The 23197-nt window shown below is 65.5% G+C and carries 35 protein-coding genes; 34 read left to right on the top strand and 1 reads right to left on the bottom strand.

Annotation, left to right across the window (positions count from 1 at the left end):
• The first annotated feature begins 34 nt into the window (after positions 1 to 34).
• The 34 genes from fusA (at position 35) to truA (ending at position 21334) form a co-directional block, all read left to right on the top strand.
• Positions 35 to 2149, top strand: a complete 2115-nt coding sequence (gene fusA / locus TFU_RS13175; protein ID WP_011293072.1) for an elongation factor G — start codon at positions 35 to 37, stop codon at positions 2147 to 2149.
• A 53-nt stretch (positions 2150 to 2202) separates the two neighbouring features.
• Entirely contained in the window at positions 2203 to 3396 is a 1194-nt protein-coding gene (tuf, locus tag TFU_RS13170; RefSeq protein WP_011293071.1) for an elongation factor Tu, read from the top strand.
• A gap of 215 nt (positions 3397 to 3611) precedes the next feature.
• Entirely contained in the window at positions 3612 to 3920 is a 309-nt protein-coding gene (gene rpsJ / locus TFU_RS13165) for a 30S ribosomal protein S10 (RefSeq protein WP_011293070.1), read from the top strand.
• Positions 3921 to 3934: 14 nt separating this feature from the next.
• A complete protein-coding gene (gene rplC / locus TFU_RS13160; RefSeq protein WP_011293069.1) occupies positions 3935 to 4585 on the top strand; it encodes a 50S ribosomal protein L3 in 651 nt (216 codons plus the stop codon).
• 3 nt (positions 4586 to 4588) lie between these two features.
• The gene (gene rplD / locus TFU_RS13155; protein WP_011293068.1) at positions 4589 to 5257 is read left to right on the top strand and encodes a 50S ribosomal protein L4; all 669 of its coding nucleotides are present in this window, start codon (positions 4589 to 4591) and stop codon (positions 5255 to 5257) included.
• A complete protein-coding gene (rplW, locus tag TFU_RS13150) occupies positions 5254 to 5544 on the top strand; it encodes a 50S ribosomal protein L23 (RefSeq protein ID WP_011293067.1) in 291 nt (96 codons plus the stop codon). Before rplD ends, rplW begins: the two co-directional genes overlap by 4 nt.
• A 53-nt stretch (positions 5545 to 5597) precedes the next feature.
• Entirely contained in the window at positions 5598 to 6431 is an 834-nt protein-coding gene (gene rplB, locus TFU_RS13145; RefSeq protein WP_011293066.1) for a 50S ribosomal protein L2, read from the top strand.
• A 12-nt stretch (positions 6432 to 6443) separates the two neighbouring features.
• Positions 6444 to 6722 carry a 30S ribosomal protein S19 gene (gene rpsS, locus TFU_RS13140; RefSeq protein WP_011293065.1) on the top strand — a complete coding sequence of 93 codons (279 nt, stop codon included), beginning with the start codon at positions 6444 to 6446 and terminating at the stop codon, positions 6720 to 6722.
• Positions 6723 to 6800: 78 nt separating this feature from the next.
• Positions 6801 to 7178 (top strand): 50S ribosomal protein L22, encoded by a 378-nt coding sequence (gene rplV, locus TFU_RS13135; RefSeq protein ID WP_011293064.1) that lies wholly within the window; start codon positions 6801 to 6803, stop codon positions 7176 to 7178.
• The gene (gene rpsC / locus TFU_RS13130) at positions 7178 to 7990 is read left to right on the top strand and encodes a 30S ribosomal protein S3 (protein WP_011293063.1); all 813 of its coding nucleotides are present in this window, start codon (positions 7178 to 7180) and stop codon (positions 7988 to 7990) included. Before rplV ends, rpsC begins: the two co-directional genes overlap by 1 nt.
• A 2-nt stretch (positions 7991 to 7992) precedes the next feature.
• Positions 7993 to 8409, top strand: coding sequence for a 50S ribosomal protein L16 (gene rplP / locus TFU_RS13125; RefSeq protein ID WP_011293062.1), 417 nt, complete (start codon positions 7993 to 7995; stop codon positions 8407 to 8409).
• Positions 8409 to 8666, top strand: a complete 258-nt coding sequence (gene rpmC / locus TFU_RS13120) for a 50S ribosomal protein L29 (RefSeq protein WP_011293061.1) — start codon at positions 8409 to 8411, stop codon at positions 8664 to 8666. Before rplP ends, rpmC begins: the two co-directional genes overlap by 1 nt.
• Positions 8663 to 8938 (top strand): 30S ribosomal protein S17, encoded by a 276-nt coding sequence (gene rpsQ / locus TFU_RS13115; RefSeq protein ID WP_011293060.1) that lies wholly within the window; start codon positions 8663 to 8665, stop codon positions 8936 to 8938. The genes rpmC and rpsQ overlap by 4 nt, the downstream gene beginning before the upstream one ends.
• Before the next feature lie 123 nt (positions 8939 to 9061).
• Positions 9062 to 9430, top strand: a complete 369-nt coding sequence (gene rplN / locus TFU_RS13110) for a 50S ribosomal protein L14 (protein WP_011293059.1) — start codon at positions 9062 to 9064, stop codon at positions 9428 to 9430.
• A 3-nt stretch (positions 9431 to 9433) separates the two neighbouring features.
• Positions 9434 to 9739 (top strand): 50S ribosomal protein L24, encoded by a 306-nt coding sequence (gene rplX / locus TFU_RS13105; protein ID WP_011293058.1) that lies wholly within the window; start codon positions 9434 to 9436, stop codon positions 9737 to 9739.
• Positions 9739 to 10314, top strand: coding sequence for a 50S ribosomal protein L5 (gene rplE, locus TFU_RS13100; RefSeq protein ID WP_011293057.1), 576 nt, complete (start codon positions 9739 to 9741; stop codon positions 10312 to 10314). Before rplX ends, rplE begins: the two co-directional genes overlap by 1 nt.
• A gap of 10 nt (positions 10315 to 10324) precedes the next feature.
• Positions 10325 to 10510 (top strand): type Z 30S ribosomal protein S14, encoded by a 186-nt coding sequence (locus tag TFU_RS13095; RefSeq protein ID WP_011293056.1) that lies wholly within the window; start codon positions 10325 to 10327, stop codon positions 10508 to 10510.
• A gap of 234 nt (positions 10511 to 10744) precedes the next feature.
• Positions 10745 to 11143 (top strand): 30S ribosomal protein S8, encoded by a 399-nt coding sequence (gene rpsH / locus TFU_RS13090; RefSeq protein ID WP_011293055.1) that lies wholly within the window; start codon positions 10745 to 10747, stop codon positions 11141 to 11143.
• 17 nt (positions 11144 to 11160) lie between these two features.
• Positions 11161 to 11697: a 50S ribosomal protein L6 gene (rplF, locus tag TFU_RS13085; protein ID WP_011293054.1), complete on the top strand. Its 537-nt coding sequence runs from the start codon at positions 11161 to 11163 to the stop codon at positions 11695 to 11697.
• A 2-nt stretch (positions 11698 to 11699) separates the two neighbouring features.
• The gene (gene rplR / locus TFU_RS13080; RefSeq protein WP_011293053.1) at positions 11700 to 12086 is read left to right on the top strand and encodes a 50S ribosomal protein L18; all 387 of its coding nucleotides are present in this window, start codon (positions 11700 to 11702) and stop codon (positions 12084 to 12086) included.
• A 49-nt stretch (positions 12087 to 12135) separates the two neighbouring features.
• Positions 12136 to 12738 (top strand): 30S ribosomal protein S5, encoded by a 603-nt coding sequence (gene rpsE / locus TFU_RS13075; RefSeq protein WP_011293052.1) that lies wholly within the window; start codon positions 12136 to 12138, stop codon positions 12736 to 12738.
• Between the two features lie 3 nt (positions 12739 to 12741).
• Positions 12742 to 12927 (top strand): 50S ribosomal protein L30, encoded by a 186-nt coding sequence (gene rpmD / locus TFU_RS13070; RefSeq protein WP_011293051.1) that lies wholly within the window; start codon positions 12742 to 12744, stop codon positions 12925 to 12927.
• Complete coding sequence (gene rplO, locus TFU_RS13065; RefSeq protein WP_011293050.1) at positions 12924 to 13373, top strand: 50S ribosomal protein L15; 450 nt, start codon at positions 12924 to 12926, stop codon at positions 13371 to 13373. Before rpmD ends, rplO begins: the two co-directional genes overlap by 4 nt.
• Positions 13374 to 13665: 292 nt before the next feature.
• A complete protein-coding gene (gene secY / locus TFU_RS13060) occupies positions 13666 to 14994 on the top strand; it encodes a preprotein translocase subunit SecY (protein ID WP_011293049.1) in 1329 nt (442 codons plus the stop codon).
• Complete coding sequence (locus TFU_RS13055) at positions 14995 to 15564, top strand: adenylate kinase (protein WP_011293048.1); 570 nt, start codon at positions 14995 to 14997, stop codon at positions 15562 to 15564. It abuts the gene before it with no gap.
• A complete protein-coding gene (gene map, locus TFU_RS13050; protein WP_011293047.1) occupies positions 15564 to 16388 on the top strand; it encodes a type I methionyl aminopeptidase in 825 nt (274 codons plus the stop codon). The genes TFU_RS13055 and map overlap by 1 nt, the downstream gene beginning before the upstream one ends.
• 139 nt (positions 16389 to 16527) lie before the next feature.
• Entirely contained in the window at positions 16528 to 16950 is a 423-nt protein-coding gene (locus TFU_RS13045; protein WP_227480927.1) for a DUF1707 SHOCT-like domain-containing protein, read from the top strand.
• Positions 16951 to 17209: 259 nt separating this feature from the next.
• Positions 17210 to 17431 (top strand): translation initiation factor IF-1, encoded by a 222-nt coding sequence (infA, locus tag TFU_RS13040; RefSeq protein WP_011293045.1) that lies wholly within the window; start codon positions 17210 to 17212, stop codon positions 17429 to 17431.
• A 62-nt stretch (positions 17432 to 17493) separates the two neighbouring features.
• Entirely contained in the window at positions 17494 to 17607 is a 114-nt protein-coding gene (gene rpmJ / locus TFU_RS15890; protein ID WP_011293044.1) for a 50S ribosomal protein L36, read from the top strand.
• Between the two features lie 207 nt (positions 17608 to 17814).
• A complete protein-coding gene (gene rpsM, locus TFU_RS13035) occupies positions 17815 to 18195 on the top strand; it encodes a 30S ribosomal protein S13 (RefSeq protein ID WP_011293043.1) in 381 nt (126 codons plus the stop codon).
• A 64-nt stretch (positions 18196 to 18259) separates the two neighbouring features.
• The gene (gene rpsK / locus TFU_RS13030; RefSeq protein WP_011293042.1) at positions 18260 to 18664 is read left to right on the top strand and encodes a 30S ribosomal protein S11; all 405 of its coding nucleotides are present in this window, start codon (positions 18260 to 18262) and stop codon (positions 18662 to 18664) included.
• A 146-nt stretch (positions 18665 to 18810) separates the two neighbouring features.
• Positions 18811 to 19827 (top strand): DNA-directed RNA polymerase subunit alpha, encoded by a 1017-nt coding sequence (locus tag TFU_RS13025; RefSeq protein WP_011293041.1) that lies wholly within the window; start codon positions 18811 to 18813, stop codon positions 19825 to 19827.
• Positions 19828 to 19892: 65 nt separating this feature from the next.
• On the top strand, positions 19893 to 20411 hold the full coding sequence (rplQ, locus tag TFU_RS13020; RefSeq protein WP_011293040.1) for a 50S ribosomal protein L17: 519 nt from the start codon (positions 19893 to 19895) through the stop codon (positions 20409 to 20411).
• Between the two features lie 32 nt (positions 20412 to 20443).
• A complete protein-coding gene (gene truA, locus TFU_RS13015; protein ID WP_011293039.1) occupies positions 20444 to 21334 on the top strand; it encodes a tRNA pseudouridine(38-40) synthase TruA in 891 nt (296 codons plus the stop codon).
• Positions 21335 to 21389: 55 nt separating this feature from the next.
• On the opposite strand, the gene TFU_RS13010 is transcribed toward truA, so the two are convergent.
• On the bottom strand, positions 21390 to 22331 hold the full coding sequence (locus tag TFU_RS13010) for a hypothetical protein (protein ID WP_016189234.1): 942 nt from the start codon (positions 22329 to 22331) through the stop codon (positions 21390 to 21392).
• Between the last annotated feature and the right edge of the window lie 866 nt (positions 22332 to 23197).

Genomic DNA, 23197 nt, shown 5'->3' with positions numbered 1-23197 from the left:
TTGCCACACGAGAGACCGAGAGAAGACGAGCCCCATGGCTACCACTGCTCTTGACCTCGCCAAGGTCCGCAACATCGGGATCATGGCGCACATCGACGCGGGCAAGACCACGACGACAGAGCGCATCCTCTTTTACACCGGTGTCAACTACAAGCTCGGCGAGACCCACGAGGGCTCGGCGACGATGGACTGGATGAAAGAGGAGCAGGAGCGCGGCATCACGATTACGTCTGCCGCGACCACCTGTCGTTGGAACGACACCACGATCAACATCATCGACACGCCCGGTCACGTCGACTTCACCATTGAGGTGGAGCGTTCGCTGCGGGTCCTCGATGGCGCAGTCGCCGTGTTCGACGGCAAGGAAGGTGTCGAGCCCCAGTCGGAGCAGGTGTGGCGCCAGGCCGACCGGTACAACGTGCCGCGGATCTGCTTCGTCAACAAGATGGACAAGATCGGCGCGGACTTCCAGCGCTGCGTCGACATGATCCGCGAGCGTCTTGGCGCCAACCCGCTGGCTGTCCAGCTTCCGATTGGCGCCGAATCCGACTTCCAGGGTGTCATCGACCTCATCCGGATGAAGGCTTACGTCTGGAGTCCGGACGCCCCCAAGGGCGAAATGTACGACACCATCGAGATCCCGGACGCCTACGCAGAGGCCGCGCAGGAGGGCCACGAGCGGCTCGTCGAGGCTGTGGCTGAAGCTGATGACGAGATCATGGAGCTGTACCTCGAGGGCCAGGAGCCCACGGTGGAGCAGCTCGTTGCCGCGATCCGTCGGGCCACGATCTCCGGTGCCGCCGTTCCGGTCCTGTGCGGTAGCGCGTTCAAGAACAAGGGCGTGCAGCCCTTGCTGGACGCCATCGTCGCCTACCTGCCGTCGCCGCTGGACATCGAGGCGATCGAGGGTCACGACCCCCAGGACAAGGACGAGGAAGTCACGCTCCAGCGCAAGCCCAGCGAAGAAGAGCCGCTGGCCGCTCTCGCATTCAAGATCATGAGCGACCAGCACCTCGGTAAGCTCACCTACCTGCGGATCTACTCCGGGGTGCTCGAAAGCGGCATGCAGGTTCTCAACAGCATCAAGGGCCGCAAGGAGCGGATTGGCAAGATTTACCGGATGCACGCCAACAAGCGTGAGGAGATCACGCGGGTGGGCGCCGGTGACATCGTCGCAGTGGTGGGCCTGAAGGACACCACCACCGGCGAAACCCTGTGCGACCAGGCCAACCCGATTGTCCTGGAGTCGATGACCTTCCCCGCTCCCGTCATCGAAGTCGCGATCGAGCCCAAGACCAAGAGCGACCAGGAGAAGCTCGGTACCGCGATTCAGCGTCTTGCGGAGGAGGACCCCTCCTTCCGAGTGACTACCGACGAGGAGACCGGTCAGACCGTCATCTCCGGTATGGGCGAGCTGCACCTCGAGGTGCTCGTCAACCGGATGCGCGAAGAGTTCAAGGTCGAGGCCAACATCGGTAAGCCCCAGGTGGCCTACCGCGAGACGATTCGCCGCAAGGTCGAAGGCGTCGAGTACACCCACAAGAAGCAGACGGGTGGCGCCGGCCAGTACGGTCGCGTGGTCATCGACCTCGAACCGCTTCCGATCGACGGTGACGGTGACAGCCCGGGCTACGAGTTCGTCAACAACATCACTGGCGGTCGTATCCCGCGGGAGTACATCCCGTCGGTAGACGCTGGTTGCCAGGAGGCCGCCCAGTTCGGTGTCCTCGCTGGATACCCGCTGGTCGGCATCAAGGTGACCCTCCAGGACGGGGCCTACCACGACGTGGACTCCTCTGAGCTCGCCTTCAAGATCGCCGGTTCCATGGCCTTCAAGGAGGCGGCCAGTAAAGCCAACCCGGTTCTCCTCGAGCCGGTCATGGCGGTTGAGGTCACCACGCCGGAAGAGTACATGGGCGACGTGATCGGTGACCTGAACAGCCGGCGCGGTCAGATCCAGTCCATGGAGGAACGCGCCGGGACCCGTGTCGTCAAGGCACTCGTTCCGTTGTCGGAAATGTTTGGCTACGTGGGTGACCTGCGCAGCCGTACCCAGGGTCGGGCTAACTACACGATGGTGTTCCACTCCTACGCGGAGGTCCCCTCCAACGTCTCGCAGGAGATCGTTGCGAAGGCCCGCGGCGAATAGCCACGACACCTCACCTGTCCAGCTAAGCAACCTGTACGTCTAGGAGTAATCCAGTGGCGAAGGCCAAGTTCGAGCGGACCAAGCCGCACGTAAACATCGGCACCATCGGTCACATCGACCACGGTAAAACCACGCTGACCGCGGCGATTACCAAGGTTCTGCACGACAAGTACCCGGACCTCAACCCGTTCACGCCTTTCGAGGACATCGACAAGGCCCCGGAGGAGCGCGAGCGCGGTATCACCATCTCCATCTCGCACGTGGAGTACCAGACCGAGAGCCGCCACTACGCGCACGTGGACTGCCCCGGTCACGCGGACTACGTGAAGAACATGATCACCGGTGCCGCCCAGATGGACGGCGCGATCCTGGTGGTCGCCGCTACTGACGGTCCGATGCCGCAGACCAAGGAGCACGTGCTCCTGGCTCGCCAGGTCGGCGTCCCCTACATTGTCGTGGCTCTCAACAAGTCCGACATGGTGGACGACGAGGAGATCTTCGACCTCGTTGAGCTCGAGGTCCGCGAGCTGCTCAACGAGTACGAGTTCCCGGGCGACGAGGTGCCCGTGATCCGCGTCTCCGCGCTGAAGGCCCTCGAGGGTGACCCCGAGTGGGGCAAGAAGATCCTCGAGCTGATGGAGGCCGTGGACCAGAACATCCCCGAGCCGCAGCGGGACATCGACAAGCCGTTCCTCATGCCGATCGAGGACGTGTTCTCGATCACCGGTCGCGGTACCGTCGTCACCGGCCGTATCGAGCGCGGTGTCATCAACGTCAACGACACCGTCGAGATCGTCGGCCTCAAGGACGACAAGATCACCACCACCGTCACCGGTGTGGAGATGTTCCGCAAGCTGCTCGACCAGGGCCAGGCCGGTGACAACGTCGGTCTGCTGCTGCGTGGTGTCAAGCGCGAGGAGGTGGAGCGCGGTCAGGTCGTCATCAAGCCTGGCACCACCACCCCGCACACCGAGTTCGAGGCCCAGGTCGTCATCCTCTCCAAGGACGAGGGTGGCCGCCACACGCCCTTCTTCAACAACTACCGCCCGCAGTTCTACTTCCGGACCACGGACGTCACCGGTGTCGTTACCCTCCCCGAGGGCACCGAGATGGTCATGCCCGGTGACAACACCTCGATGACCGTCAAGCTGATCCAGCCGGTCGCGATGGAAGAGGGTCTGAAGTTCGCCATCCGTGAGGGTGGACGGACCGTAGGCGCGGGTCGCGTCACCAAGATCATCAAGTAGCACGACTCTGGTCGGGCGGTCGGGTCCGTCAGCAACCCGACCGCCCGACACCATGAAGGACGTCATCGGGCTCTTGCGGTGATGCCACCCAGCAGGGAACAGCCCTGTAGCGGTTTCTCAGGTGAATAGAGCCTCAACCGGAAGTTCCTCCGGAGCGCACTGGCCCTTTACGGCGCTGCGTCTCTAGGACACTGACACGAAGGACGAAGGCCACCATGGCGGGACAGAAGATCCGCATTCGGCTCAAGGCCTATGACCACGAGGTCATCGATAAATCGGCCCGCAGGATCGTCGAGACTGTGACGAGGACCGGCGCGCAAGTCGCGGGCCCGGTGCCGTTGCCGACCGAGAAGAACGTGTACTGCGTCATCCGATCGCCGCACAAGTACAAGGACTCGCGTGAGCACTTCGAGATGCGCACGCACAAGCGGCTGATCGACATCATCGACCCGACGCCGAAGACCGTCGACTCGCTGATGCGGCTCGACCTCCCGGCTGGTGTCGACATCGAGATCAAGCTCTAAAGGACGCTGAAGACATGACGACCAAGCAGATCAAGGGAGTCCTGGGCGAAAAGCTCGGCATGACCCAGGTCTTCGACGAGTCCGGCAAAGTTGTGCCTGTGACGGTGTTGAAGGCCGGCCCAGCTGTCGTGACTCGCGTCCGTACCCCGGAGACCGATGGGTACTCCGCGATTCAGCTCGGCTACGGCCACATCAACCCGCGCAAGGTGAACAAGCCGCTCGGCGATTACCTGCGTAAGCACAACCTCACCCCTCGCCGCCACTACGTCGAGGTGCGCACCTCCGACGCCAGCGAGTACACGGTCGGTCAGGAGATCACCGCTGACGTGTTCCAGCCTGGTGAAAAGGTTGACGTCACCGGAAAGACGAAAGGCAAGGGGTACGCCGGTGTCATGAAGCGCCACGGCTTCGGCGGCCTCGGCGCCTCGCACGGCACCCAGCGCAAGCACCGTTCTCCTGGTTCCATTGGTGGCTGCGCCACCCCAGGCCGTGTTTTCAAGGGAATGCGCATGGCCGGCCGCATGGGCAACGTGCGCCGCACCGTGCAGAACCTCACCGTGCACTCAGTTGACGCCGAGAAGGGCCTCCTTCTGGTCAAGGGTGCGGTTCCCGGTCCCAACGGTGGCCTGGTTCTCGTCCGCACCGCCGTGAAGGGGGGCAAGTAAGCCATGGCGACCATCGAGGTCAAGGACCGCGAGGGCGCGGCGAAGGGAAGCGTCGAGCTCCCTGACGAGATCTTCGCGCAGAAGGTCAACATCCCGCTGATCCACCAGGTCGTGGTCGCCCAGCAGGCCGCAGGCCGGCAGGGGACGCACTCCACCAAGACCCGCGGTGAGGTCCGCGGTGGTGGTAAGAAGCCGTACCGCCAGAAGGGCACCGGCCGGGCCCGCCAGGGTTCTGTCCGTGCGCCCCAGTTCACCGGCGGTGGTACGGTGCACGGCCCCAAGCCGCGCGACTACGCCCAGCGGACGCCCAAGAAGATGAAGGCTGCCGCCCTGCGCGGGGCGCTCAGCAACCGGGCGCAGCACGGACGTATCCACGTCGTCAGCGAGTTCGTCCCCGAGGACGTCACCACCAAGCGCACCCAGACTGCGCTGAAGACGCTGCGTAAGATCACCGACTCTGACAAGGTGCTGGTGGTTCTGTCGCGCGAAGACCAGCACAACCGTCTCGCGCTGCGGAACCTCCCCGAGGTGCACATCCTCGACGCCAACCAGGTCAACACCTACGACGTGCTCTACGCCGACGACATCGTGTTCACCGAAGCCGGTTACCAGGAGTTCCTGGCACACGCCAAGGGCAGCAAGATCGCGGCGTCTCAGGAGGACGACCAGTGAGGATCCCTGACCCTCGGGACATCATCATCAAGCCGGTGATTTCCGAGAAAAGCTACGGCCTGCTGGACCAGAACAAGTACACCTTCCTGGTCCACCCCGAGGCCAACAAAACCCAGATCAAGATGGCGGTGGAGCAGATCTTCGACGTGAAGGTCACCTCCGTCAACACGATTAACCGGAAAGGCAAGCGCAAGCGCACCCGGTTCGGCTACGGCAAGCGGCCCGACACCAAGCGCGCGATCGTGAGCCTGAAGGACGGCGACCGGATCGACATCTTCGGAGTCTGATCTCCAGCCGTGCCGTTTGAGATCGATTCACACGTAAGGAATGCACGAAAGAGATGGGCATTCGAAAGTACAAGCCGACGAGCCCAGGGCGTCGCGGGGGGAGCGTCAGCACATTCGCTGAGATCACCCGCTCGAAGCCTGAGAAGTCCCTGGTCCGTCCGCTGCACTCCAAGGGCGGGCGCAACGGTCACGGTCGCATCACTGCCCGCCACCAGGGCGGCGGCCACAAGCGCGCCTACCGGCTGATCGACTTCCGCCGCCACGACAAGGACGGTATTCCCGCCAAGGTCGCTCACATCGAGTACGACCCGAACCGCACCGCACGTATCGCGCTGCTCCACTACGTGGACGGCGAGAAGCGGTACATCCTGGCGCCTGTGGGTCTGAAGCAGGGCGACCGGGTCGAGAACGGCCCCGCGGCTGACATCAAGCCGGGGAACTGCCTGCCGCTGCGCAACATCCCCACCGGTACGTTCGTGCACGCGGTGGAGCTCAAGCCGGGCGGCGGTGCCAAGCTGGGCCGTGCGGCCGGAGCGGCGATCCAGCTCCTCGCCAAGGAGGGTGCCTACGCCACCCTGCGTATGCCCTCGGGCGAGATGCGGCAGGTCGAGGTCGCATGCCGGGCCACTGTGGGCCAGGTCGGCAACGTCGAACACGCCAACATCAGCTGGGGTAAGGCCGGCCGGATGCGGTGGAAGGGCAAGCGCCCGAGCGTCCGTGGTGTGGCGATGAACCCGATCGACCACCCGCACGGTGGTGGTGAGGGCCGGACCTCCGGTGGCCGCCACCCCGTCAGCCCGTGGGGTAAGGCCGAGGGCCGGACCCGTAAGAAGGGCAAGCCCAGCGACCGGCTCATCGTGCGTCGGCGTAGCAAGAAGAAGCGGTAAGGAGCACGACTGATGCCACGTAGCCTTAAGAAGGGGCCTTTCGTCGACCACCACCTCATGAAGAAGGTGCTGGAGCAGAACGAGAAGGGCACCAAGAACGTCATCAAGACGTGGTCGCGCCGCTCCATGGTCGTTCCCGAGATGATCGGGCACACCATCGCCGTGCATGATGGCCGCAAGCACGTCCCCGTGTTCATCACCGAAGCGATGATCGGCCACAAGCTCGGCGAGTTCGCCCCCACGCGTACTTTCCGCAGCCACGTCAAGGAGGACCGCCGCAGCCGCCGCTAGCGGACGTCCGGTCAGTTGTGAGAAGCGTCAGGACCCCACGGTGGTGGGGGTGAGATTTCCGTGAGCGAGGGAAAAGCGATGGGAACGAGGGCACAAGCGCGGTTTGTCCGCGTCACGCCCCGAAAGGCCCGCCGGGTGGTGGACCTTATTCGCGGGCTGCCCGCTGAGGAGGCTCAGGCGGTGCTCCGGTTCGCACCTCAGGCGGCAAGTGGACCGGTGGGGAAGGTGCTCGCCAGCGCCATCGCCAATGCCGAGCACAACGACAAGTTGGACCGTGAAACGCTGGTCGTCAGTCGCGCCTGGGTGGACGAAGGACCGACTCTGAAGCGCATTCGGCCGCGAGGCTTCGGCCGTGCGTTCCGAGTCAACAAGCGGACGAGCCACATCACTGTGGAAGTCGCGCCGCGTGACACCGTGGGCGCCGCGTCGGCCAAGAGGAAGGAAAGGACCCGATAGTGGGACAGAAAGTCAACCCGCACGGGTTCCGCCTCGGAGTGACCACCGACTTCAAGAGCCGGTGGTTTGCCGACAAGCTGTACAAGGACTACGTCAAGGAAGACGTAGCCATCCGCCAGATGCTGACTCGCGGCATGGAGCGCGCCGGGATCTCCAAGGTGGAGATCGAGCGCACCCGTGAGCGGGTCCGGGTCGACGTCCACACCGCCCGGCCGGGCATCGTCATCGGCCGCCGCGGTGCGGAGGCCGACCGCATCCGTGCCAACCTCGAGAAGCTGACCAACAAGCAGGTCCAGCTCAACATCCTCGAGGTGAAGAACCCTGAGATCGACGCCCAGCTCGTCGCTCAAGGGGTGGCGGAGCAGCTGTCGAGCCGAGTCGCGTTCCGCCGTGCCATGCGCAAGGCCATTCAGAGCGCGATGAAGAGCGGGGCCAAGGGCATCCGTGTCCAGTGCAGTGGCCGTCTCGGCGGCGCCGAGATGTCGCGTTCCGAGTTCTACCGCGAAGGCCGGGTGCCGCTGCACACGCTGCGCGCCGACATTGACTACGGCTTCTTTGAGGCGCGTACCACCTTCGGCCGTATCGGCGTGAAGGTCTGGATCTACAAGGGCGAAGCGCCGATGACCCGCGCTGAGCGCGAGGCCGCCCAGGCCGCGCAGCGTGCTGCTGGTCCGCAGCGCCGGGAGCGTCCGGGACGCCGTCGTCGTGGCGGCGGCGGAGGCGGCGGCCAGCAGCAACAGCAGGCTGAGAAGGCGACCGCCCAGGCGACCGAGGCCGCTAAGGCCGCGAAGTCCGGGAACGAGGGGAGCTGACGATGCTCATTCCCCGCAAGGTCAAGCACCGCAAGCAGCACCACCCCAGCCTGCGGGGGCGTGCTAAGGGCGGTACGAGCGTCCACTTCGGCGAGTACGGCATCCAGGCTCTGGAGTCCGCCTACGTCACCAACCGGCAGATCGAGGCGGCGCGTATCGCGATGACCCGCCACATCCGCCGTGGTGGCAAGGTCTGGATCAACATCTTCCCGGACCGTCCGCTGACCAAGAAGCCGGCTGAGACCCGGATGGGTTCCGGTAAAGGCTCCCCGGAGTGGTGGGTCGCTCCGGTCAAAGCCGGCCGGGTGATGTTTGAGCTGGCAGGTGTGCCTGAGCCTGTGGCGAAGGAAGCCCTTCGCCGGGCCATCCACAAACTGCCGATGAAGTGCAAGGTCGTGAAGCGAGAGGCGGGGGAGTAATGGCTAAGTCCCTTACCGCCGCTGAGCTTCGCGGTTACTCCGTCAAGGAGCTGACCGAGAAGCTCAAGGAGGCGAAGGAAGAGCTGTTCAACCTCCGTTTTCAGGCCGCTACTGGGCAGCTGGACAACAACAGTCGCTTGCGGATTGTCAAGCGTGAGATTGCGCGGATCTACACGGTGCTGCGCGAACACGAGTTGGGCATCATGCCGCTGGCTGCCGAGGAGTCGGCTGACAAGGCGAAGGAAGCAGCCGAATGAGTGAGAAGACCACGGCACAGGAACGTAACCACCGCAAGGTCCGCGAGGGTTACGTCGTCAGCGACAAGATGGACAAGACGGTGGTCGTGGCGGTGGAGAACCGCTTCAAGCACCCGCTGTACGGCAAGATCATCCGCCGCACCACCAAGTACAAGGCCCACGACGAAGCGAACATCGCCGGTGTTGGCGACCGGGTGCGTCTGATGGAGACCCGGCCGTTGTCTGCGACTAAGCGCTGGCGCGTCGTGGAGATCCTGGAGAAGGCCAAGTAAGGGATCGCCGCTGCGATCTCTGACCCGCCGCGGTGATCGGTTGGTGGAGACCGGTCACCGCGGCGGGGCGGACCAGCTAGCGAGCGCGGGTGATGAGCCCGCGCGCACATATCAGGAGCAGACGTGATTCAGCAGGAGTCGCGACTCAAGGTCGCCGACAACACGGGTGCGAAGGAGCTGCTGACCATCCGTGTCCTTGGCGGCTCGGGCAGGCGGTACGCGAGCATCGGTGACACGATTGTGGCGACCGTCAAGGACGCCCTGCCCGGCGCGGGGGTCAAGAAGGGCGACATCGTCAAAGCCGTTGTCGTGCGCACCACGAAGGAACGCCGTCGGCCCGACGGCTTCTACATCCGCTTCGATGAGAACGCCGCCGTGCTCATCAAGGACGGTGGGGACCCGCGGGGCACCCGTATTTTCGGCCCGGTCGGCCGTGAACTGCGAGACAAGAAGTTCATGCGCATCATTTCGCTGGCGCCGGAGGTGCTCTAGGCGATGAAGATCAAGAAGGGCGACGAGGTTATCGTCATCGCCGGTAAGGACAAGGGTGCCACGGGGAAGGTCAAGAAGGCCCTTCCCAAGGAGCAGCGAGTCATCGTCGAGGGCGTCAACCTCATTAAGAAGCACAAGAAGGCGAACCAGGCGGGTGGCCAGCAGGGTGAGGTTGTCACCCTCGAAGCGCCGATCCACGTGAGCAACGTCGCGCTCCTTGAGGACGGCCGTCCTACCCGGGTCGGCTACCGCTTCAAGGAGGACGGAACCAAGGTTCGGATCTCCCGCCGTACCGGTAAGGAAATCTGATGACGGTCACGAACGAGATCGACGCTCCGCCCATTCCGCGGCTGAAGCAGAAGTACCGCGAGGAGATCATCCCGGCCCTGCGTGAAGAGTTCGGCTACACGAACATCATGCAGGTGCCTGGGCTGACCAAGATCGTGGTCAACATGGGTGTCGGCGACGCGGCCCGGGACGCCAAGCTCATCCAGGGTGCGATCGCTGACCTGTCCGCGATCACGGGACAGAAGCCCAAGATCAACCGGGCCAAGAAGTCCATCGCGCAGTTCAAGCTGCGGCAGGGTCAGCCCATCGGAGCCAGTGTGACGCTGCGCGGCGACCGGATGTGGGAGTTCCTGGACCGGCTGCTCACCCTAGCGCTTCCGCGCATCCGTGACTTCCGCGGCCTGTCGGCCAAGCAGTTCGACGGGAACGGGAACTACACCTTCGGTCTCACCGAACAGGTGATGTTCCACGAGATCGACCCGGACAAGGTCGACCGGCAGCGCGGCATGGACATCACGATCGTCACCACGGCGGCCACCGACGAGGAAGGGCGGAGCCTGCTGCGGCGGCTCGGATTCCCTTTCAAGGAAGACTAGGGGAGTAGGGATGGCCAAGAAGGCGCTGATCGCCAAGGCGAACCGGAAGCCCAAGTTCCGGGTTCGTGCGTATACTCGATGCTCGCGGTGTGGCCGCCCGCGCGCTGTCTTCCGGAAGTTCGGCCTGTGCCGGATCTGCTTCCGCGAGATGGCGCACCGGGGCGAGCTGCCGGGCGTCACCAAGGCCAGCTGGTAGCAAGCAGACTCGTCGGGTCGGCCGGTCCGGCCGGCCCCGGCAGGTATGCGGTGGGGCGTGTGCCCGCCGCTCATCATTGTGTTCACGACCGACCGGACATCACGCGGAACACCCACCCGCCCGATGTCCATGACCACGCGGCAGGTCCTCGGACAACCCGAATAAATCGGGACGCGGGCTCGGGGGAGAGTTCCGTTTCCGGGGAAACCGCAGCGAGGAAAGGGCCAATCGGCCATGACGATGACCGACCCAATCGCAGACATGCTCACACGTCTGCGTAACGCGAACGCGGCATACCACGAGACCGTGGCGATGCCGTATTCGAAGATTAAGGCGCACATCGCCGAGATCCTCCAGAAGGAGGGCTACATCCAGGGCTGGCGTGTCGAAGACGCCCGCGTCGGCAAGAACCTGGTGGTGACTCTCAAGTACGGGCCCACCCGTGAGCGTGCTATCGCCGGGCTCCGTCGTGTGTCCAAGCCTGGTCTGCGGGTGTACGCGAAGAAGGACAACCTTCCGCGTGTCCTCGGCGGACTTGGCGTGGCCATTATTTCGACGTCCAGCGGCCTGATGACGGACAAAGAGGCCAAGAAGAACGGCGTGGGCGGCGAAGTCCTCGCTTACGTCTGGTAACAGGGAGAGATTTCAGCATGTCGCGTATTGGCCGACAGCCGATCTCGGTCCCCAAGGGCGTCGAAGTCACCATCGACGGTAAAGACGTCAAAGTCAAGGGGCCGAAGGGCGAACTCAAGCACACTGTCCCGCCGTCGATCACCGTTACCCTGGAAGACGGCCAGGTAAAGGTATCGCGTGCGGACGATCGACCGCAGACCCGTTCCTTGCACGGGCTTACCCGCTCGTTGATTGCCAACCTGATCGAGGGCACCTCCAAGGGGTACACCAAGACCCTCGAGATCTCGGGTGTGGGCTACCGCGTCCAGGCCAAGGGCCGGAACCTGGAGTTCTCTCTGGGCTACAGCCACCCCATCGTCGTGGAACCTCCGGAGGGCATCACGTTCCGGGTGGAGAAGCCGACCCTGCTGCACGTCGAGGGAATCGACAAGCAGAAGGTGGGCCAGGTGGCCGCGGACATCCGCAGCCTGCGCAAGCCCGACCCCTACAAGGCGAAGGGCATCCGCTACCAGGGCGAGAGAATCCGCCGCAAGGCCGGAAAGGCTGGTAAGTAAGCATGGCGAAGAGGTCGTCGCTTACCCGCAGGGGCGTTTCCCCCCGTGCGGCCGCCCGGGCGCGCCGCCACATGCGGGTCCGCAAGAAGGTTCGGGGCACGCCGGAGCGTCCGCGTCTGGTCGTCACCCGTTCGCTCAAGCACATCGTCGCGCAGATTGTGGACGACACCAAGGGGCACACCCTGGTGTCCGCCTCCACCCTGGAGGCCTCCATCCGCGGCGAGGAGGGCAGGAAAACCGAGAAGTCGCACCTGGTGGGCAAGGTGCTCGCCGAGCGTGCGAAAGCCGCCGGGATCACCGCTGTCGTTTTCGACAGGGCCGGCTACCGCTACCACGGCCGTGTCGCGGCGCTGGCTAACGGCGCGCGCGAAGGCGGCCTGGAGTTCTAGTGATGACTCCTGACAACCGCAGTTTCAACGACGGGAAGAGGAACCACTGATGGCTGCAGCTCCGCGGCGCGGCGCCGGTGGCGAGCGGCGTTCCGGCCGTGACGATCGCCGCGGCGGTTCCGCTGACAAGGGCGTCTCCTACATCGAGCGGGTTGTGAAGATCAACCGGGTCGCCAAGGTCGTCAAGGGTGGACGCCGGTTCAGCTTCACCGCTCTGGTCGTGGTCGGCGACGGCAACGGCATGGTCGGCGTCGGCTACGGCAAGGCGAAGGAAGTGCCCGCGGCGATCGCCAAGGGTGTTGAGGAAGCGAAGAAGAACTTTTTCCGGGTCCCGCGGATCGGGGGCACCATCGTGCACCAGGTCCAGGGAGAGGACGCTGCCGGCGTGGTCCTGCTCCGCCCGGCCGCTCCCGGTACCGGTGTGATCGCCGGTGGTCCGGTGCGTGCCGTGCTGGAGTGCGCTGGCATCCACGACGTCCTCACCAAGTCGCTCGGGTCGTCGAACCCGATCAACATTGTGCGCGCGACGGTTGCTGCTCTGAAGAGCCTGAGCCGTCCCGAAGAGATCGCCGCCCGGCGTGGCCTGCCGCTGGAAGATGTCGTTCCGGCGCCCATGCTGCGCGCTCGCGCGGAAGCCAAGGCGGGGGTGTAGGTGATGGCGAAGCTCAAGATTACCCAGGTCCGGTCGAAGATCGGCGGTAACCGGAAGCAGCACGCCGCGCTTGCCTCCCTCGGCCTCGGTCGGATCGGTAAGTCGGTCATCCGCGACGACCGCCCCGAGGTTCGCGGACAGATCAACGTTGTCGCGCACCTCGTCACCGTCGAGGAGGTCAGCTCATGAGCGAGTTGCTCAAGCTCCACCACCTGCGTCCGGCCCCCGGCTCCAACAAGGCCAAGATCCGCAAGGGCCGCGGTGAGGCGTCGAAGGGTAAGACCGCCGGCCGCGGTACCAAGGGCACCAAGGCTCGGAGCACGGTGCCGGCCGGTTTCGAGGGTGGCCAGATGCCCCTCATCCGCCGGATTCCGAAGCTCAAGGGCTTCAGTAACGCCAAATTCAAGACCGTGTACCAGGTGGTGAACCTGGACAAGCTGAGCAAGCTGTACCCCGAGGGCGGCGAGGTCACCATTGAGGACCTGGTCGCCAAGGGTGCGGTGCGCAAGAATCAGCCGGTCAAGGTGCTGGGCACTGGAGAGATTTCGGTTCCGGTGCGGGTGAGCGCGAACGCGTTCTCCAGCTCTGCCAAGGAGAAGATCCTTGCGGCTGGTGGCAGCGTCACCGAGATCTAGGGGCATCCCTGAGGACGTGTGGGGGCGTCTCATCGATCATGCCCACGAGATTGGGAAGATCGGTGAACGCCCCTGTCCCTTTTTCCGGGGGGTTCTTGGTACGGTGTGCCACCGAGTGTGTTCTTATTGTGAACTTGGTGGTCCACACCAATTGTTCAATGGCTGCTAATGTGCCTTCTGCTTGACTTGACGAGGCTCCGGCTGTTGTGGTCGGGGCCGATGATTACGACGATCCAGGATCGGCCGCGATGTCTCGAATCGGCTGCGCCGTCGACGCCTGGCAGGAGGAGACGTGCTAGGTGCGTTCGTCCGTGCGTTTCGCACGCCTGAACTACGTAACAAACTGCTGTTCACGCTGTTTATCCTGACGATTTTCAGGCTCGGCGCCGTCATCCCCGCCCCGGGGATCGACAGTGTCGCTATTGAGAAGTGTGTCCAGCAGACGGCCGAGACCGGTGCCTCGAATATCTATGCGCTGATCAACTTGTTCAGCGGTGGCGCGCTGCTGCAACTCGCCGTCTTCGCGCTGGGCATCATGCCGTACATCACCGCGAGCATTATCCTCAACCTGCTCACGGTGGTGGTGCCGCGGCTTGAAGCACTGAAGAAGGAAGGCCAGGCCGGGCAGAGCAAGATCACACAATACACCCGTTACCTGACGATCGCTCTGGCCGTCCTCCAGTCCACCAGTGTCATCGCGATGGCCCGGACCGGGCAGCTCTTCCAGAACGCCTGTATACCCGAAGAGTACATGCCCTTCCTCCACACCTCTTACGAGCTGCCGGTCCTGATCATGATCGTGTTCGTGATGACTGCGGGCACCTGCGTCATCATGTGGTTCGGTGAGCTGATCACCGAGCGCGGGGTCGGCAACGGCATGTCGCTGCTGATCTTCACCCAGATCATCGCGGAGTTCCCCGCCGGCATGATGCGCATCTGGAGCGAGAACCCCGCGTGGGTCTTCGCCCTCGTCTGCGTGGCCGGAGTGGTGCTTATCACAGGTGTGGTCTTCATCGAGCAGGCCCAGCGCCGTATCCCCGTGCAGTACGCCAAGCGCATGGTGGGCCGCCGGATGTACGGTGGCAGCTCGACCTACATCCCGCTGAAGGTGAACCAGGCCGGTGTGATTCCGGTCATCTTCGCCTCGTCCCTGCTGTACCTGCCGACCCTGGTGGTCGGACTGCTGGGCGCCGAAACCGACAACAAGGTGGTGGACTTCCTCAACACCTACTTCAACCCGATGGGGAACCACCCGGTTTACCTGACCACCTTCTTCCTCCTCATTGTCGGCTTCGCCTTCTTCTACGTGGCCATTACTTTCAACCCCGCTGAAGTGGCCGACAACATGAAGAAGTACGGTGGATTCATCCCGAGTATTCGCCCGGGACGTCCGACCGCCGAGTACCTGGACTACGTCCTTACCCGGCTGACGACGCCTGGTGCGCTGTACCTGGGTGTGATCGCGCTGTTGCCGATGGTGGCTCTGGGGACTTCCGGGGCTGCCGCGAACTTCCCGTTCGGCGGCGTCAGCATCCTGATCATGGTTGGTGTCGGGCTGGACACGGTGAAGCAGATCGAGAGTCACCTCCAGCAGAGGAACTACGAGGGTTTTCTGCGATAGATGCGCGTTGTACTGGTGGGACCTCCAGGGGCCGGAAAAGGCACCCAGGCCCAGATCTTGGCGTCCAAACTGTCGATTCCGAAGGTGTCCACCGGAGACATCTTCCGTGCCAACGTCAGCGGTGGCACCGAGTTGGGTAAGAAGGCCCAGGCCTATATGGACCGTGGCGACCTCGTCCCTGACGAGATCACCAACGCCATGGTGCGCGATAGGCTGGCCGAGGACGACGCTCGTGCAGGCTTCCTCTTGGACGGCTTTCCGCGCAATCTCGCGCAGGCGGAAACGCTGGACGAGATGCTTGCCGATCTGGGTGTCAAGCTCGACGTTGTCCTCGAGCTCGTCGTTGACGAGGAGGAAGTGATCCGGCGGCTTGCGGAGCGGGCCCGGATCGACAACCGCAGCGACGACAACGAGGAGACGATCCGGCACCGTTTGGTCGTCTACCGGGAGCAAACTGCTCCGCTGGTCTCCTTCTACGAGAAGCGCGGACTGCTGGAGAAGATCGACGCAGTCGGGCCGATCGAGGAGGTCACCCAGCGGGCCATGACAGCGCTGAAAAGCAGAGCCTGATGTTGCGTAAAGGGCGAAACCGGATCGAACTGAAGTCGCCGGCTGAGATCGAGAAGATGCGGGCTGCGGGGCGAGTCGTGGCCCGCACTCTCGACCTGCTGCGCGAGGCGGTGCGTCCCGGGATCAGCACCTTGGAGTTGGACGCCCTTGCCGAGCAGAGCATCCGCGAGGCAGGGGCCATCCCGTCCTTCAAGGGCTATCACGGTTTCCCCGGATCGATCTGCGCTTCCGTCAATGAAGAGGTGGTCCACGGGATTCCGCGGGCCACCAAGGTGCTTGCGGACGGGGACATCATCTCCATCGACTGCGGGGCCATCCTCGACGGGTGGCACGGCGACTCCGCCATCACGGTCCCGGTGGGGACGGTTACCGAGGAGGACCGCACGGTGATGGAGGTGTGCGAGGAAGCGATGTGGCAGGGCATCGCGCAGATGCGTCCGGGCAACCGGCTCGGCGACATCGGGCATGCCATCGAGTCCTACATCGCTTCGCGCGGCAACTTCGGAAACGTCCGCGAGTACGGCGGGCACGGGATCGGCACCCAGATGCACATGGAGCCGCACGTGCTCAACTACTCGCCGCCCGGCCGGGGAATGCGCCTGGTCGAAGGCATGTGCCTGGCGATCGAGCCCATGGTCAACCGCGGCACCCGGCACGTCCACCTGCTGGAGGACGGGTGGACCGTGGTGACACGGGATGGGAGCCGCTCGGCGCACTTCGAGCACTCGGTGGCGATCACAGCCGACGGCCCCCTGGTGCTCACCGCCCGAGAGGAGAACCGGGAGAAGATCGCCTCGCTCGGATTCCCGGATCCCGGTTTCTGAACCGCAGTGCTGAAGCAGTGCTGAATTCGTGTGGGCCGCCTCCTTCCCAGGCGGCCCACACGAATTTTCAGCCGCGGTCTTTGCTCCTCCTTGCCACCGGACCGTAGCGTGAAAAGGACAGAGCGGCGGAGGAGGTGTGGTGGCGGAGTCCAACCCCCATGTCCGGGCTTCCGACGCGGATCGGGAGCGTGTCGCCGAACGCCTCCGGGAACATTGCGCGCAGGGGCGCTTGGACGAGGAGGAGCTCGCCGAGCGGATCGCGCAGGCGTACCAGGCGCGGACCCGGGGCGAACTGGCCGCGCTCACCGAGGACCTGCCCGGCTATGACTTGGCTGATCTTCCTGGGCTGGTGGCGAGTACCCGACACACCCGGGCCCCGGTTGCTGCGGGTACGGCCAGGCGCTGGCTGGTGGGCGGGGCGAGCACGCTGCTCTTCGGCGGTGCGCTGACCGCCTTCGTCTCCTTCGGTGCAGACCTCGTATGGTATGTCGCGGCGATCGGCCTGTGGGCGGTGGCCGTGGTGTACATCACTGTGTGGGGTCAGCGGACGCACCGAGGGTAGTGGGGCGGCAGGCATACCGCGGCGCGGAGCGGCCTGACAAAGACGTTCACGGGAGCAGGTAGACTGAGAGAGCACAACACTCGGGTTGTTGGGTCAGGCTGCCTGCAGAAGCGTCTTCGATCCGCGTGACGTAAGATAGTGCAGTTGACCTGCATTTCAGTGGTCAATTCCTGGTCGGGCGCCGGATCATTCCACACTCGGAGAGATCCGCACCCGTAGCCCCCGTGTTCACGGGGCCGATTCCAGAAGCGTGGAGGATATGGCTAAGAAAGACGGCGCCATCGAGATTGAGGGCACCGTTATCGAGTCCCTGCCCAACGCTATGTTCCGAGTGGAGCTTGACAACGGGCATAAGGTTCTGGCTCACATCAGCGGAAAGATGCGGATGCACTACATCCGTATTCTTCCCGACGACCGAGTTGTTGTGGAGCTGAGCCCGTACGATCTCACGCGCGGGCGCATCGTTTACCGCTACAAGTAGCTTCTCCGCTCGCGTCCACCGTTCCGCGGTCGACGCAGGTGGACCCAGAACCCGGAGTGACGATGAAGGTTAAGCCGAGCGTTAAGAGAATCTGCGCGAAGTGCCGAGTGATCCGCCGTCACGGCAAGATCAGGGTGATCTGCGAGGACCCGCGGCACAAGCAGCGCCAGGGTTAATCCAGTCCTGGCTTTCTGACATAGGAGAATCAGTTCGCCGGTGACGACATGTGTCGGCCGGCATTGCAGTGTGAAGAATCCCGTTCCTATCCCGGCGGAGCATTGTGCCCCGGGACCACCCCCGGTCGGAGGCCGGGGCCTCGTCGTTGGGCGGCGAGAGGGCACGGGAACGGGAAAGACCTCCGCGACATAGAAGGAGTACGCCCGATGGCGCGCATCGCCGGCGTCGACCTCCCCCGGGACAAAAGGGTGGAGGTCGCTCTTACATACGTCTACGGCATCGGCCGGAGCCGCGCGGCCGAGACTCTGGCCAACACCGGGGTCAACCCCGACACCCGCGTCTACCAGTTGACCGAAGAGGAGCTGGTCAAGCTCCGCGAGTGGATCGACGCCAACTACAAGGTCGAGGGTGACCTGCGCCGCGAGGTTGCGGCCGACATTCGGCGCAAGATCGAGATCGGCTGCTACCAGGGTATCCGGCACCGCCGCGGCCTGCCGGTCCGCGGCCAGCGCACGCAGACCAACGCACGGACCCGCAAGGGCAAGAAGAAGACCGTGGCCGGAAAGAAGAAGGCCGGTCGGAAGTAGTCCGTTCGGGCCCCGCCATTCGGGCCCGATGCCAGCAACGGATCGATGATCTTGGGAGTAGGGAATGCCGCCTAAGAGCCGTCAGGGCGCCGGGCGCAAGGTGCGCCGCAAAGAGAAGAAGAACGTCGTCCACGGGCACGCGCACATCAAGAGCACCTTCAACAACACGATTGTGAGCATCACCGACCCGACCGGCGCGGTGATCTCCTGGGCCAGTGCCGGACAGGTCGGGTTCAAGGGGTCGCGGAAGTCCACTCCGTTCGCCGCGCAGATGGCTGCCGAGGCCGCCGCACGCCGCGCGCAGGAGCATGGGGTGCGCAAGGTCGACGTCTTCGTCAAGGGTCCGGGCTCGGGCCGGGAAACCGCGATCCGTTCGCTGCAGGCGACCGGGCTCGAGGTCGGCTCGATCCAGGACGTCACCCCGGTTCCGCACAACGGCTGCCGTCCGCCGAAACGGCGCCGGGTCTGATTCGCGTTCCATACGCCGCCTCCGCCGCGTAAGACCGGGCGGAGGGGCGGACCGGCAGTTGCTAGTTAATGGTCCCGCAGGCCGCGGGGCCGACCAGTGGCCGTCATATAGCGGGCGGCCGTGGGAGAGATAGGAAGAAACGGACCATGCTGATCGCTCAGCGTCCCACCCTGACCGAAGAGCCGATCTCCGAGTTCCGCTCCAAGTTCATCCTTGAACCCCTGGAGCCGGGCTTCGGCTACACCATCGGGAACTCGCTGCGCCGCACCCTGCTGTCGTCGATTCCCGGTGCTGCCGTGACCAGCATCCGCATCGAGGGTGTTGAGCACGAGTTCACCACCGTGCCCGGCGTCAAGGAGGACGTTACCGAGATCATCCTGAACCTCAAGGGTCTCGTGGTGAGCTCGGAGCACGACGAGCCGGTACTGATGTACCTGCGCAAGCAGGGACCGGGAGTGGTCACCGCCGCCGATATCGCTCCGCCTGCCGGGGTCGAGGTGCACAACCCGGAGATGCACATCGCGACCCTGAACAGCAAGGGCAAGCTGGAGATGGAGATGACGGTCGAACGGGGCCGTGGCTACGTCTCCGCCGCCCAGAACAAGCAGCCGGGGCAGGAGATCGGCCGGATTCCGATTGACTCCATCTACTCTCCCGTCATGCGGGTCACCTACAAGGTCGAGGCGACCCGTGTCGAGCAGCGCACCGACTTCGACCGCCTCATCCTGGACGTCTGGACCAAGCCGGCCATCCGGCCTCGCGACGCGGTGGCCAGCGCGGGCAAGACCCTGGTGGAGCTGTTCGGGTTGGCGCGGGAGCTCAACGTCGACGCCGAAGGCATCGACATGGGTCCCTCTCCCACGGACGCTGCGCTGGCCGCGGATCTGGCACTGCCGATCGAGGACCTCAACCTCACGGTCCGCTCCTACAACTGCCTCAAGCGCGAGGGTATCCACACGGTCGGCGAGCTCGTCGCTCGCACCGAGCAGGACCTGCTGGACATCCGGAACTTCGGTGCGAAGTCAATAGAGGAAGTCAAGCAGAAGCTGAGCGACATGGGGCTCGCGCTGAAGGACGCCCAGGGCGGGTTCGACCCGGGGAGCGCGGCCGGTTCGTACGGTTCCGACCACGACCAGTCCTACGTCGAGACTGAGCAGTACTAGACCACAGACCCCCGGCTGGTCCGGTCCAGCTCAGGACTGGGGCGGCCGCATCAAAGGAGAACACCATGCCTACGCCAACGAAAGGGCCTCGGCTGGGCGGAGGCCCGGCACACGAGCGGCTCATGCTGGCGAACCTGGCGACCGCCCTGTTCCGGCACGGTCGCATCAAGACCACGGAGGCCAAGGCCAAGCGTCTGCGCCCCTACGCGGAGAAGCTGATCACGCTGGGGAAGCGCGGTGACCTGCACGCTCGCCGCCAGGTCCTGACCAAGATCCGGGACAAGGCGGTTGTGCACGAGCTGTTCACCGAGATCGGCCCGCGCTACGAGAACCGCAACGGCGGGTACACGCGGATCACCAAGATCGGCAACCGCAAGGGCGACAACGCGCCGATGGCCGTGATCGAGCTGGTGGAAGCCCTGAACAAGCCGGCGACGGGCAGCAAGCGGGCGCAGACCGAGGAAGCGGCGAGCCAGGAACCCGCCGCTGAGGCCGGCAAGCAGCCCGCGGAGGGCGCCACCTCGGTGCAGACCGCGGAGGCCGCCGACGCTTCTCAGGCTGAAGGGGAAGCGGAGGAGAAGTAACCTCCCCAGCCTTCACTCGTGTGATGGTGTGAATGCCCGGTTCCCGTCAGGGGGCCGGGCATTTGTCGTGGACGGAGACAGGAACAGTGACGGACGAGACTCTGACCCGGCTGAGGTTAGACATTTCCTATGACGGCACGGACTTCTCCGGGTGGGCGGAGCAGCCGGGAAGGCGCACCGTCCAAGGGGAGCTCCAGGCAGCACTGGCCCGGGTGCTGCGGATCCCCACCCCCCAGTTGACCGTGGCGGGCCGCACGGATGCGGGAGTGCACGCCCGCGGCCAGGTGGCCCACGTGGACGTGCCCGCGTCCGTGTGGGAGGCCGAGGGGGAGCGGCTGCTGCGCCGCCTGGCCGGGGTGCTGCCTCCTGACGTCCGGGTGACCGCGGTAGCCCCGGCACCCCCGGGGTTCGACGCCCGGTTTTCCGCGCTGTTCCGCCGCTACGTTTACCGGGTGAGCGATGCCCCGGGCGGGGTGGATCCGCTGCGCCGCCACGAAGTCTTGTGGCACCGCCGCCCCTTGGACGTCGACCGGATGAACGAGGCTGCGGCCGCCCTGCTGGGCGAACACGACTTCGCCGCCTACTGCCGGAAACGGGAGGGAGCGTCCACGGTCCGGGAGCTCCAGCGTTTGGAGTGGCGGCGGGAGAGCGAGCACGTGTACGCGGCCACGGTGCAAGCGGACGCGTTCTGCCACAACATGGTGCGCGCCCTAGTGGGGGCGCTGCTCGCGGTGGGGGACGGCCGTCGTCCCCCGGAGTGGCCTGCTCAAGTGCTCCGGGCCGGGGTACGCGATTCGGCGGTGCACGTGGTGCCGCCGCACGGCCTCACGTTGGAGGAGGTGCGCTACCCGGCGGATGAGGAGCTGGCCGCACGGGCCGCGGCGACCCGCAGGTTCCGGGTCTTGGAGCGGGCCGCAGAGTAGCCGCGGCGCCGGGGGTGCCACGGCCGCGGCACCCCCGGCAGGGTGGTTGCAGGGCCTACTGCACGGCCCGCTCGCCCAAGGGGGCGAGAGCCAGGTCAATGAAGTGGGCGCTGATCTTCTCCAGCTCCGGGTCTTCGTTTTCCGGGGTTCGGCCGTCTGCGTTGGCAGCGAGGGAGAAGACCACGTAGCGGCCCCACACCGCGCTGGCCACGTGGCCGCCGGCGATGTCCATCCGCTCGGCCCCGCTGCCTTCCTGGCCGGCTAGTCCAGCGAACCACAGGGTGTTTGCGGGGTCTTGTGCTTCGGCTGCTGCCTGCGCGCCGTCGGAGTTGGCCATCGCGGCCACCCCGACGGTGACAGCGCGGGTGCCGTCCTCGTTCGCGTAGGTGGCCCGTACCACTTGGCGGCAGTCGTGCTCGGTGAGCACCGCGGCGTAGTCGCCGTGCGCGGTGGTGTCGCACCGGTCGGTGTCGTCGGTGAGCAGGAGGCTGAAGGTTTCCCCGTCGATGTCGACGGTCTCTTCCGCGAAGAGCTCCCCGGCTTTGAGCGGTTCCGGATCGGTGGATTCGTCGGAGACGAGCGAGACGTCGTAGCCGCCTTCCGGCGAAGGGGCGGCGGACTCGGAGCCGCCTCCTCCTGAAGCGAGCAGGAACGCGCCTCCTCCGGCAACGAGGAGGAGAGCGACGAATCCAGCGCCGATGAGGAGCGGACGCGCCGGGAAGCGGCGGCGCTGGCTGTCCACGTAGTCGTCGTACTCGGACAGGTCCATTTCCGCGGTGCTGGCCGCCGGCTCCGATGCGGCGACCTCGTCCCGGAACATGGGCCGACCGCCGAAGATGTCGTCCCGCCCAGCCGAGGGCGCGGCTCCTGCGGGCGGCATCGCCTGCGTGGCTGCCGCGTCCACCGGGGGCACCACCTGGGTGGCGTCGTCAGCGACCGGAGGAACGACCTGGGTAGCGTCCTCGGCCCCGGGTGCCTTCCCCCCTGGGGGCAGCACGGTCCCCTGGAGCGGCTGCTCCGTGGGCTGCTGCGGGGGGAAGGGCGCCGTGGGCGGCGGTGATGCCGCAGCCTGTCCCGCCGGAGGCGCAAGAGGCGGCTGGGCGCCGCTGGGGGCATTCCATGCGGCGGGGCCTTGCTGGGGTCCGGAGGGGGCGGCCCCGGCTGGGGGAAGGGGTGGTCCGGCGGGTGAGGCCTGGCGGGGTGGTGGGCCGGGGGGTTGCCCGGGGCCGGGCTGTCCTTGGGGTGGTTGAGGCCCCGTCATCGGCTGGCCTTGCGCAGGACCGGGCTGGCCCTGTGCAGGCTGCGGCCCCGGCGGTACCGGGTGGCCAGGGCCGGGCACCGGCGGCGCCGGGGAAGGCTGTGGCGGCGGGGCGGAGGAACCGCCCTGGGCTGGTGCAGGAAGGCGTGGTTGGGCGCCGCTGGGGGCATTCCATGCGGCGGGGCCTTGCTGGGGTCCGGAGGGGGCGGCCCCGGCTGGGGGAAGGGGTGGTCCGGCGGGTGGGGCCTGGCGGGGTGGTGGGCCGGGGGGTTGTCCGGGGCCGGGCTGTCCTTGGGGTGGTTGAGGCCCCGTCATCGGCTGGCCTTGCGTAGGACCGGGCTGGCCCTGTGCAGGCTGCGGGCCGGTAAGCGCGGGCTGCCCCTGACCGGGGTGCGGGCCCGCAGGCACGGGCTGTCCTTGGGCAGGCTGCGGCCCCGTCGACGCGTGGCCCGGAGCGGGCTGCGGGCCGGAAGGTCCAGGCTGTCCAGGAGATGGCTGGGGTGGACGAGCTGTGGATGGCATAGGTCCTAACGGGGATTGCGATTCCAACCCGAGAAGGTCATGGCCTTGGCTGGATGGGGATGATGGAAGGGAAGAAGCAGACC

This window comes from Thermobifida fusca YX (genome assembly GCF_000012405.1).
GTDB classification, from domain to species: domain Bacteria; phylum Actinomycetota; class Actinomycetes; order Streptosporangiales; family Streptosporangiaceae; genus Thermobifida; species Thermobifida fusca.
This window is presented reverse-complemented; position numbering and strand designations above follow the sequence as displayed.

What these genes read in the sequence shown, in the direction of transcription:
- fusA (WP_011293072.1), top strand. Translation starts at nt 35, where the DNA reads ATGGCTACCACTGCTCTTGACCTCGCCAAGGTCCGCAACATCGGGATC.
- rpsJ (WP_011293070.1), top strand. Translation starts at nt 3,612, where the DNA reads ATGGCGGGACAGAAGATCCGCATTCGGCTCAAGGCCTATGACCACGAG.
- rplC (WP_011293069.1), top strand. Translation starts at nt 3,935, where the DNA reads ATGACGACCAAGCAGATCAAGGGAGTCCTGGGCGAAAAGCTCGGCATG.
- rplD (WP_011293068.1), top strand. Translation starts at nt 4,589, where the DNA reads ATGGCGACCATCGAGGTCAAGGACCGCGAGGGCGCGGCGAAGGGAAGC.
- rplB (WP_011293066.1), top strand. Translation starts at nt 5,598, where the DNA reads ATGGGCATTCGAAAGTACAAGCCGACGAGCCCAGGGCGTCGCGGGGGG.
- rpsS (WP_011293065.1), top strand. Translation starts at nt 6,444, where the DNA reads ATGCCACGTAGCCTTAAGAAGGGGCCTTTCGTCGACCACCACCTCATG.
- rplV (WP_011293064.1), top strand. Translation starts at nt 6,801, where the DNA reads ATGGGAACGAGGGCACAAGCGCGGTTTGTCCGCGTCACGCCCCGAAAG.
- rplP (WP_011293062.1), top strand. Translation starts at nt 7,993, where the DNA reads ATGCTCATTCCCCGCAAGGTCAAGCACCGCAAGCAGCACCACCCCAGC.
- rpmC (WP_011293061.1), top strand. Translation starts at nt 8,409, where the DNA reads ATGGCTAAGTCCCTTACCGCCGCTGAGCTTCGCGGTTACTCCGTCAAG.
- rpsQ (WP_011293060.1), top strand. Translation starts at nt 8,663, where the DNA reads ATGAGTGAGAAGACCACGGCACAGGAACGTAACCACCGCAAGGTCCGC.
- rplX (WP_011293058.1), top strand. Translation starts at nt 9,434, where the DNA reads ATGAAGATCAAGAAGGGCGACGAGGTTATCGTCATCGCCGGTAAGGAC.
- rplE (WP_011293057.1), top strand. Translation starts at nt 9,739, where the DNA reads ATGACGGTCACGAACGAGATCGACGCTCCGCCCATTCCGCGGCTGAAG.
- TFU_RS13095 (WP_011293056.1), top strand. Translation starts at nt 10,325, where the DNA reads ATGGCCAAGAAGGCGCTGATCGCCAAGGCGAACCGGAAGCCCAAGTTC.
- rpsH (WP_011293055.1), top strand. Translation starts at nt 10,745, where the DNA reads ATGACGATGACCGACCCAATCGCAGACATGCTCACACGTCTGCGTAAC.
- rplF (WP_011293054.1), top strand. Translation starts at nt 11,161, where the DNA reads ATGTCGCGTATTGGCCGACAGCCGATCTCGGTCCCCAAGGGCGTCGAA.
- rplR (WP_011293053.1), top strand. Translation starts at nt 11,700, where the DNA reads ATGGCGAAGAGGTCGTCGCTTACCCGCAGGGGCGTTTCCCCCCGTGCG.
- rpsE (WP_011293052.1), top strand. Translation starts at nt 12,136, where the DNA reads ATGGCTGCAGCTCCGCGGCGCGGCGCCGGTGGCGAGCGGCGTTCCGGC.
- rpmD (WP_011293051.1), top strand. Translation starts at nt 12,742, where the DNA reads ATGGCGAAGCTCAAGATTACCCAGGTCCGGTCGAAGATCGGCGGTAAC.
- rplO (WP_011293050.1), top strand. Translation starts at nt 12,924, where the DNA reads ATGAGCGAGTTGCTCAAGCTCCACCACCTGCGTCCGGCCCCCGGCTCC.
- TFU_RS13055 (WP_011293048.1), top strand. Translation starts at nt 14,995, where the DNA reads ATGCGCGTTGTACTGGTGGGACCTCCAGGGGCCGGAAAAGGCACCCAG.
- map (WP_011293047.1), top strand. Translation starts at nt 15,564, where the DNA reads ATGTTGCGTAAAGGGCGAAACCGGATCGAACTGAAGTCGCCGGCTGAG.
- infA (WP_011293045.1), top strand. Translation starts at nt 17,210, where the DNA reads ATGGCTAAGAAAGACGGCGCCATCGAGATTGAGGGCACCGTTATCGAG.
- rpmJ (WP_011293044.1), top strand. Translation starts at nt 17,494, where the DNA reads ATGAAGGTTAAGCCGAGCGTTAAGAGAATCTGCGCGAAGTGCCGAGTG.
- rpsM (WP_011293043.1), top strand. Translation starts at nt 17,815, where the DNA reads ATGGCGCGCATCGCCGGCGTCGACCTCCCCCGGGACAAAAGGGTGGAG.
- rpsK (WP_011293042.1), top strand. Translation starts at nt 18,260, where the DNA reads ATGCCGCCTAAGAGCCGTCAGGGCGCCGGGCGCAAGGTGCGCCGCAAA.
- TFU_RS13025 (WP_011293041.1), top strand. Translation starts at nt 18,811, where the DNA reads ATGCTGATCGCTCAGCGTCCCACCCTGACCGAAGAGCCGATCTCCGAG.
- rplQ (WP_011293040.1), top strand. Translation starts at nt 19,893, where the DNA reads ATGCCTACGCCAACGAAAGGGCCTCGGCTGGGCGGAGGCCCGGCACAC.
- truA (WP_011293039.1), top strand. Translation starts at nt 20,444, where the DNA reads ATGCCCGGTTCCCGTCAGGGGGCCGGGCATTTGTCGTGGACGGAGACA.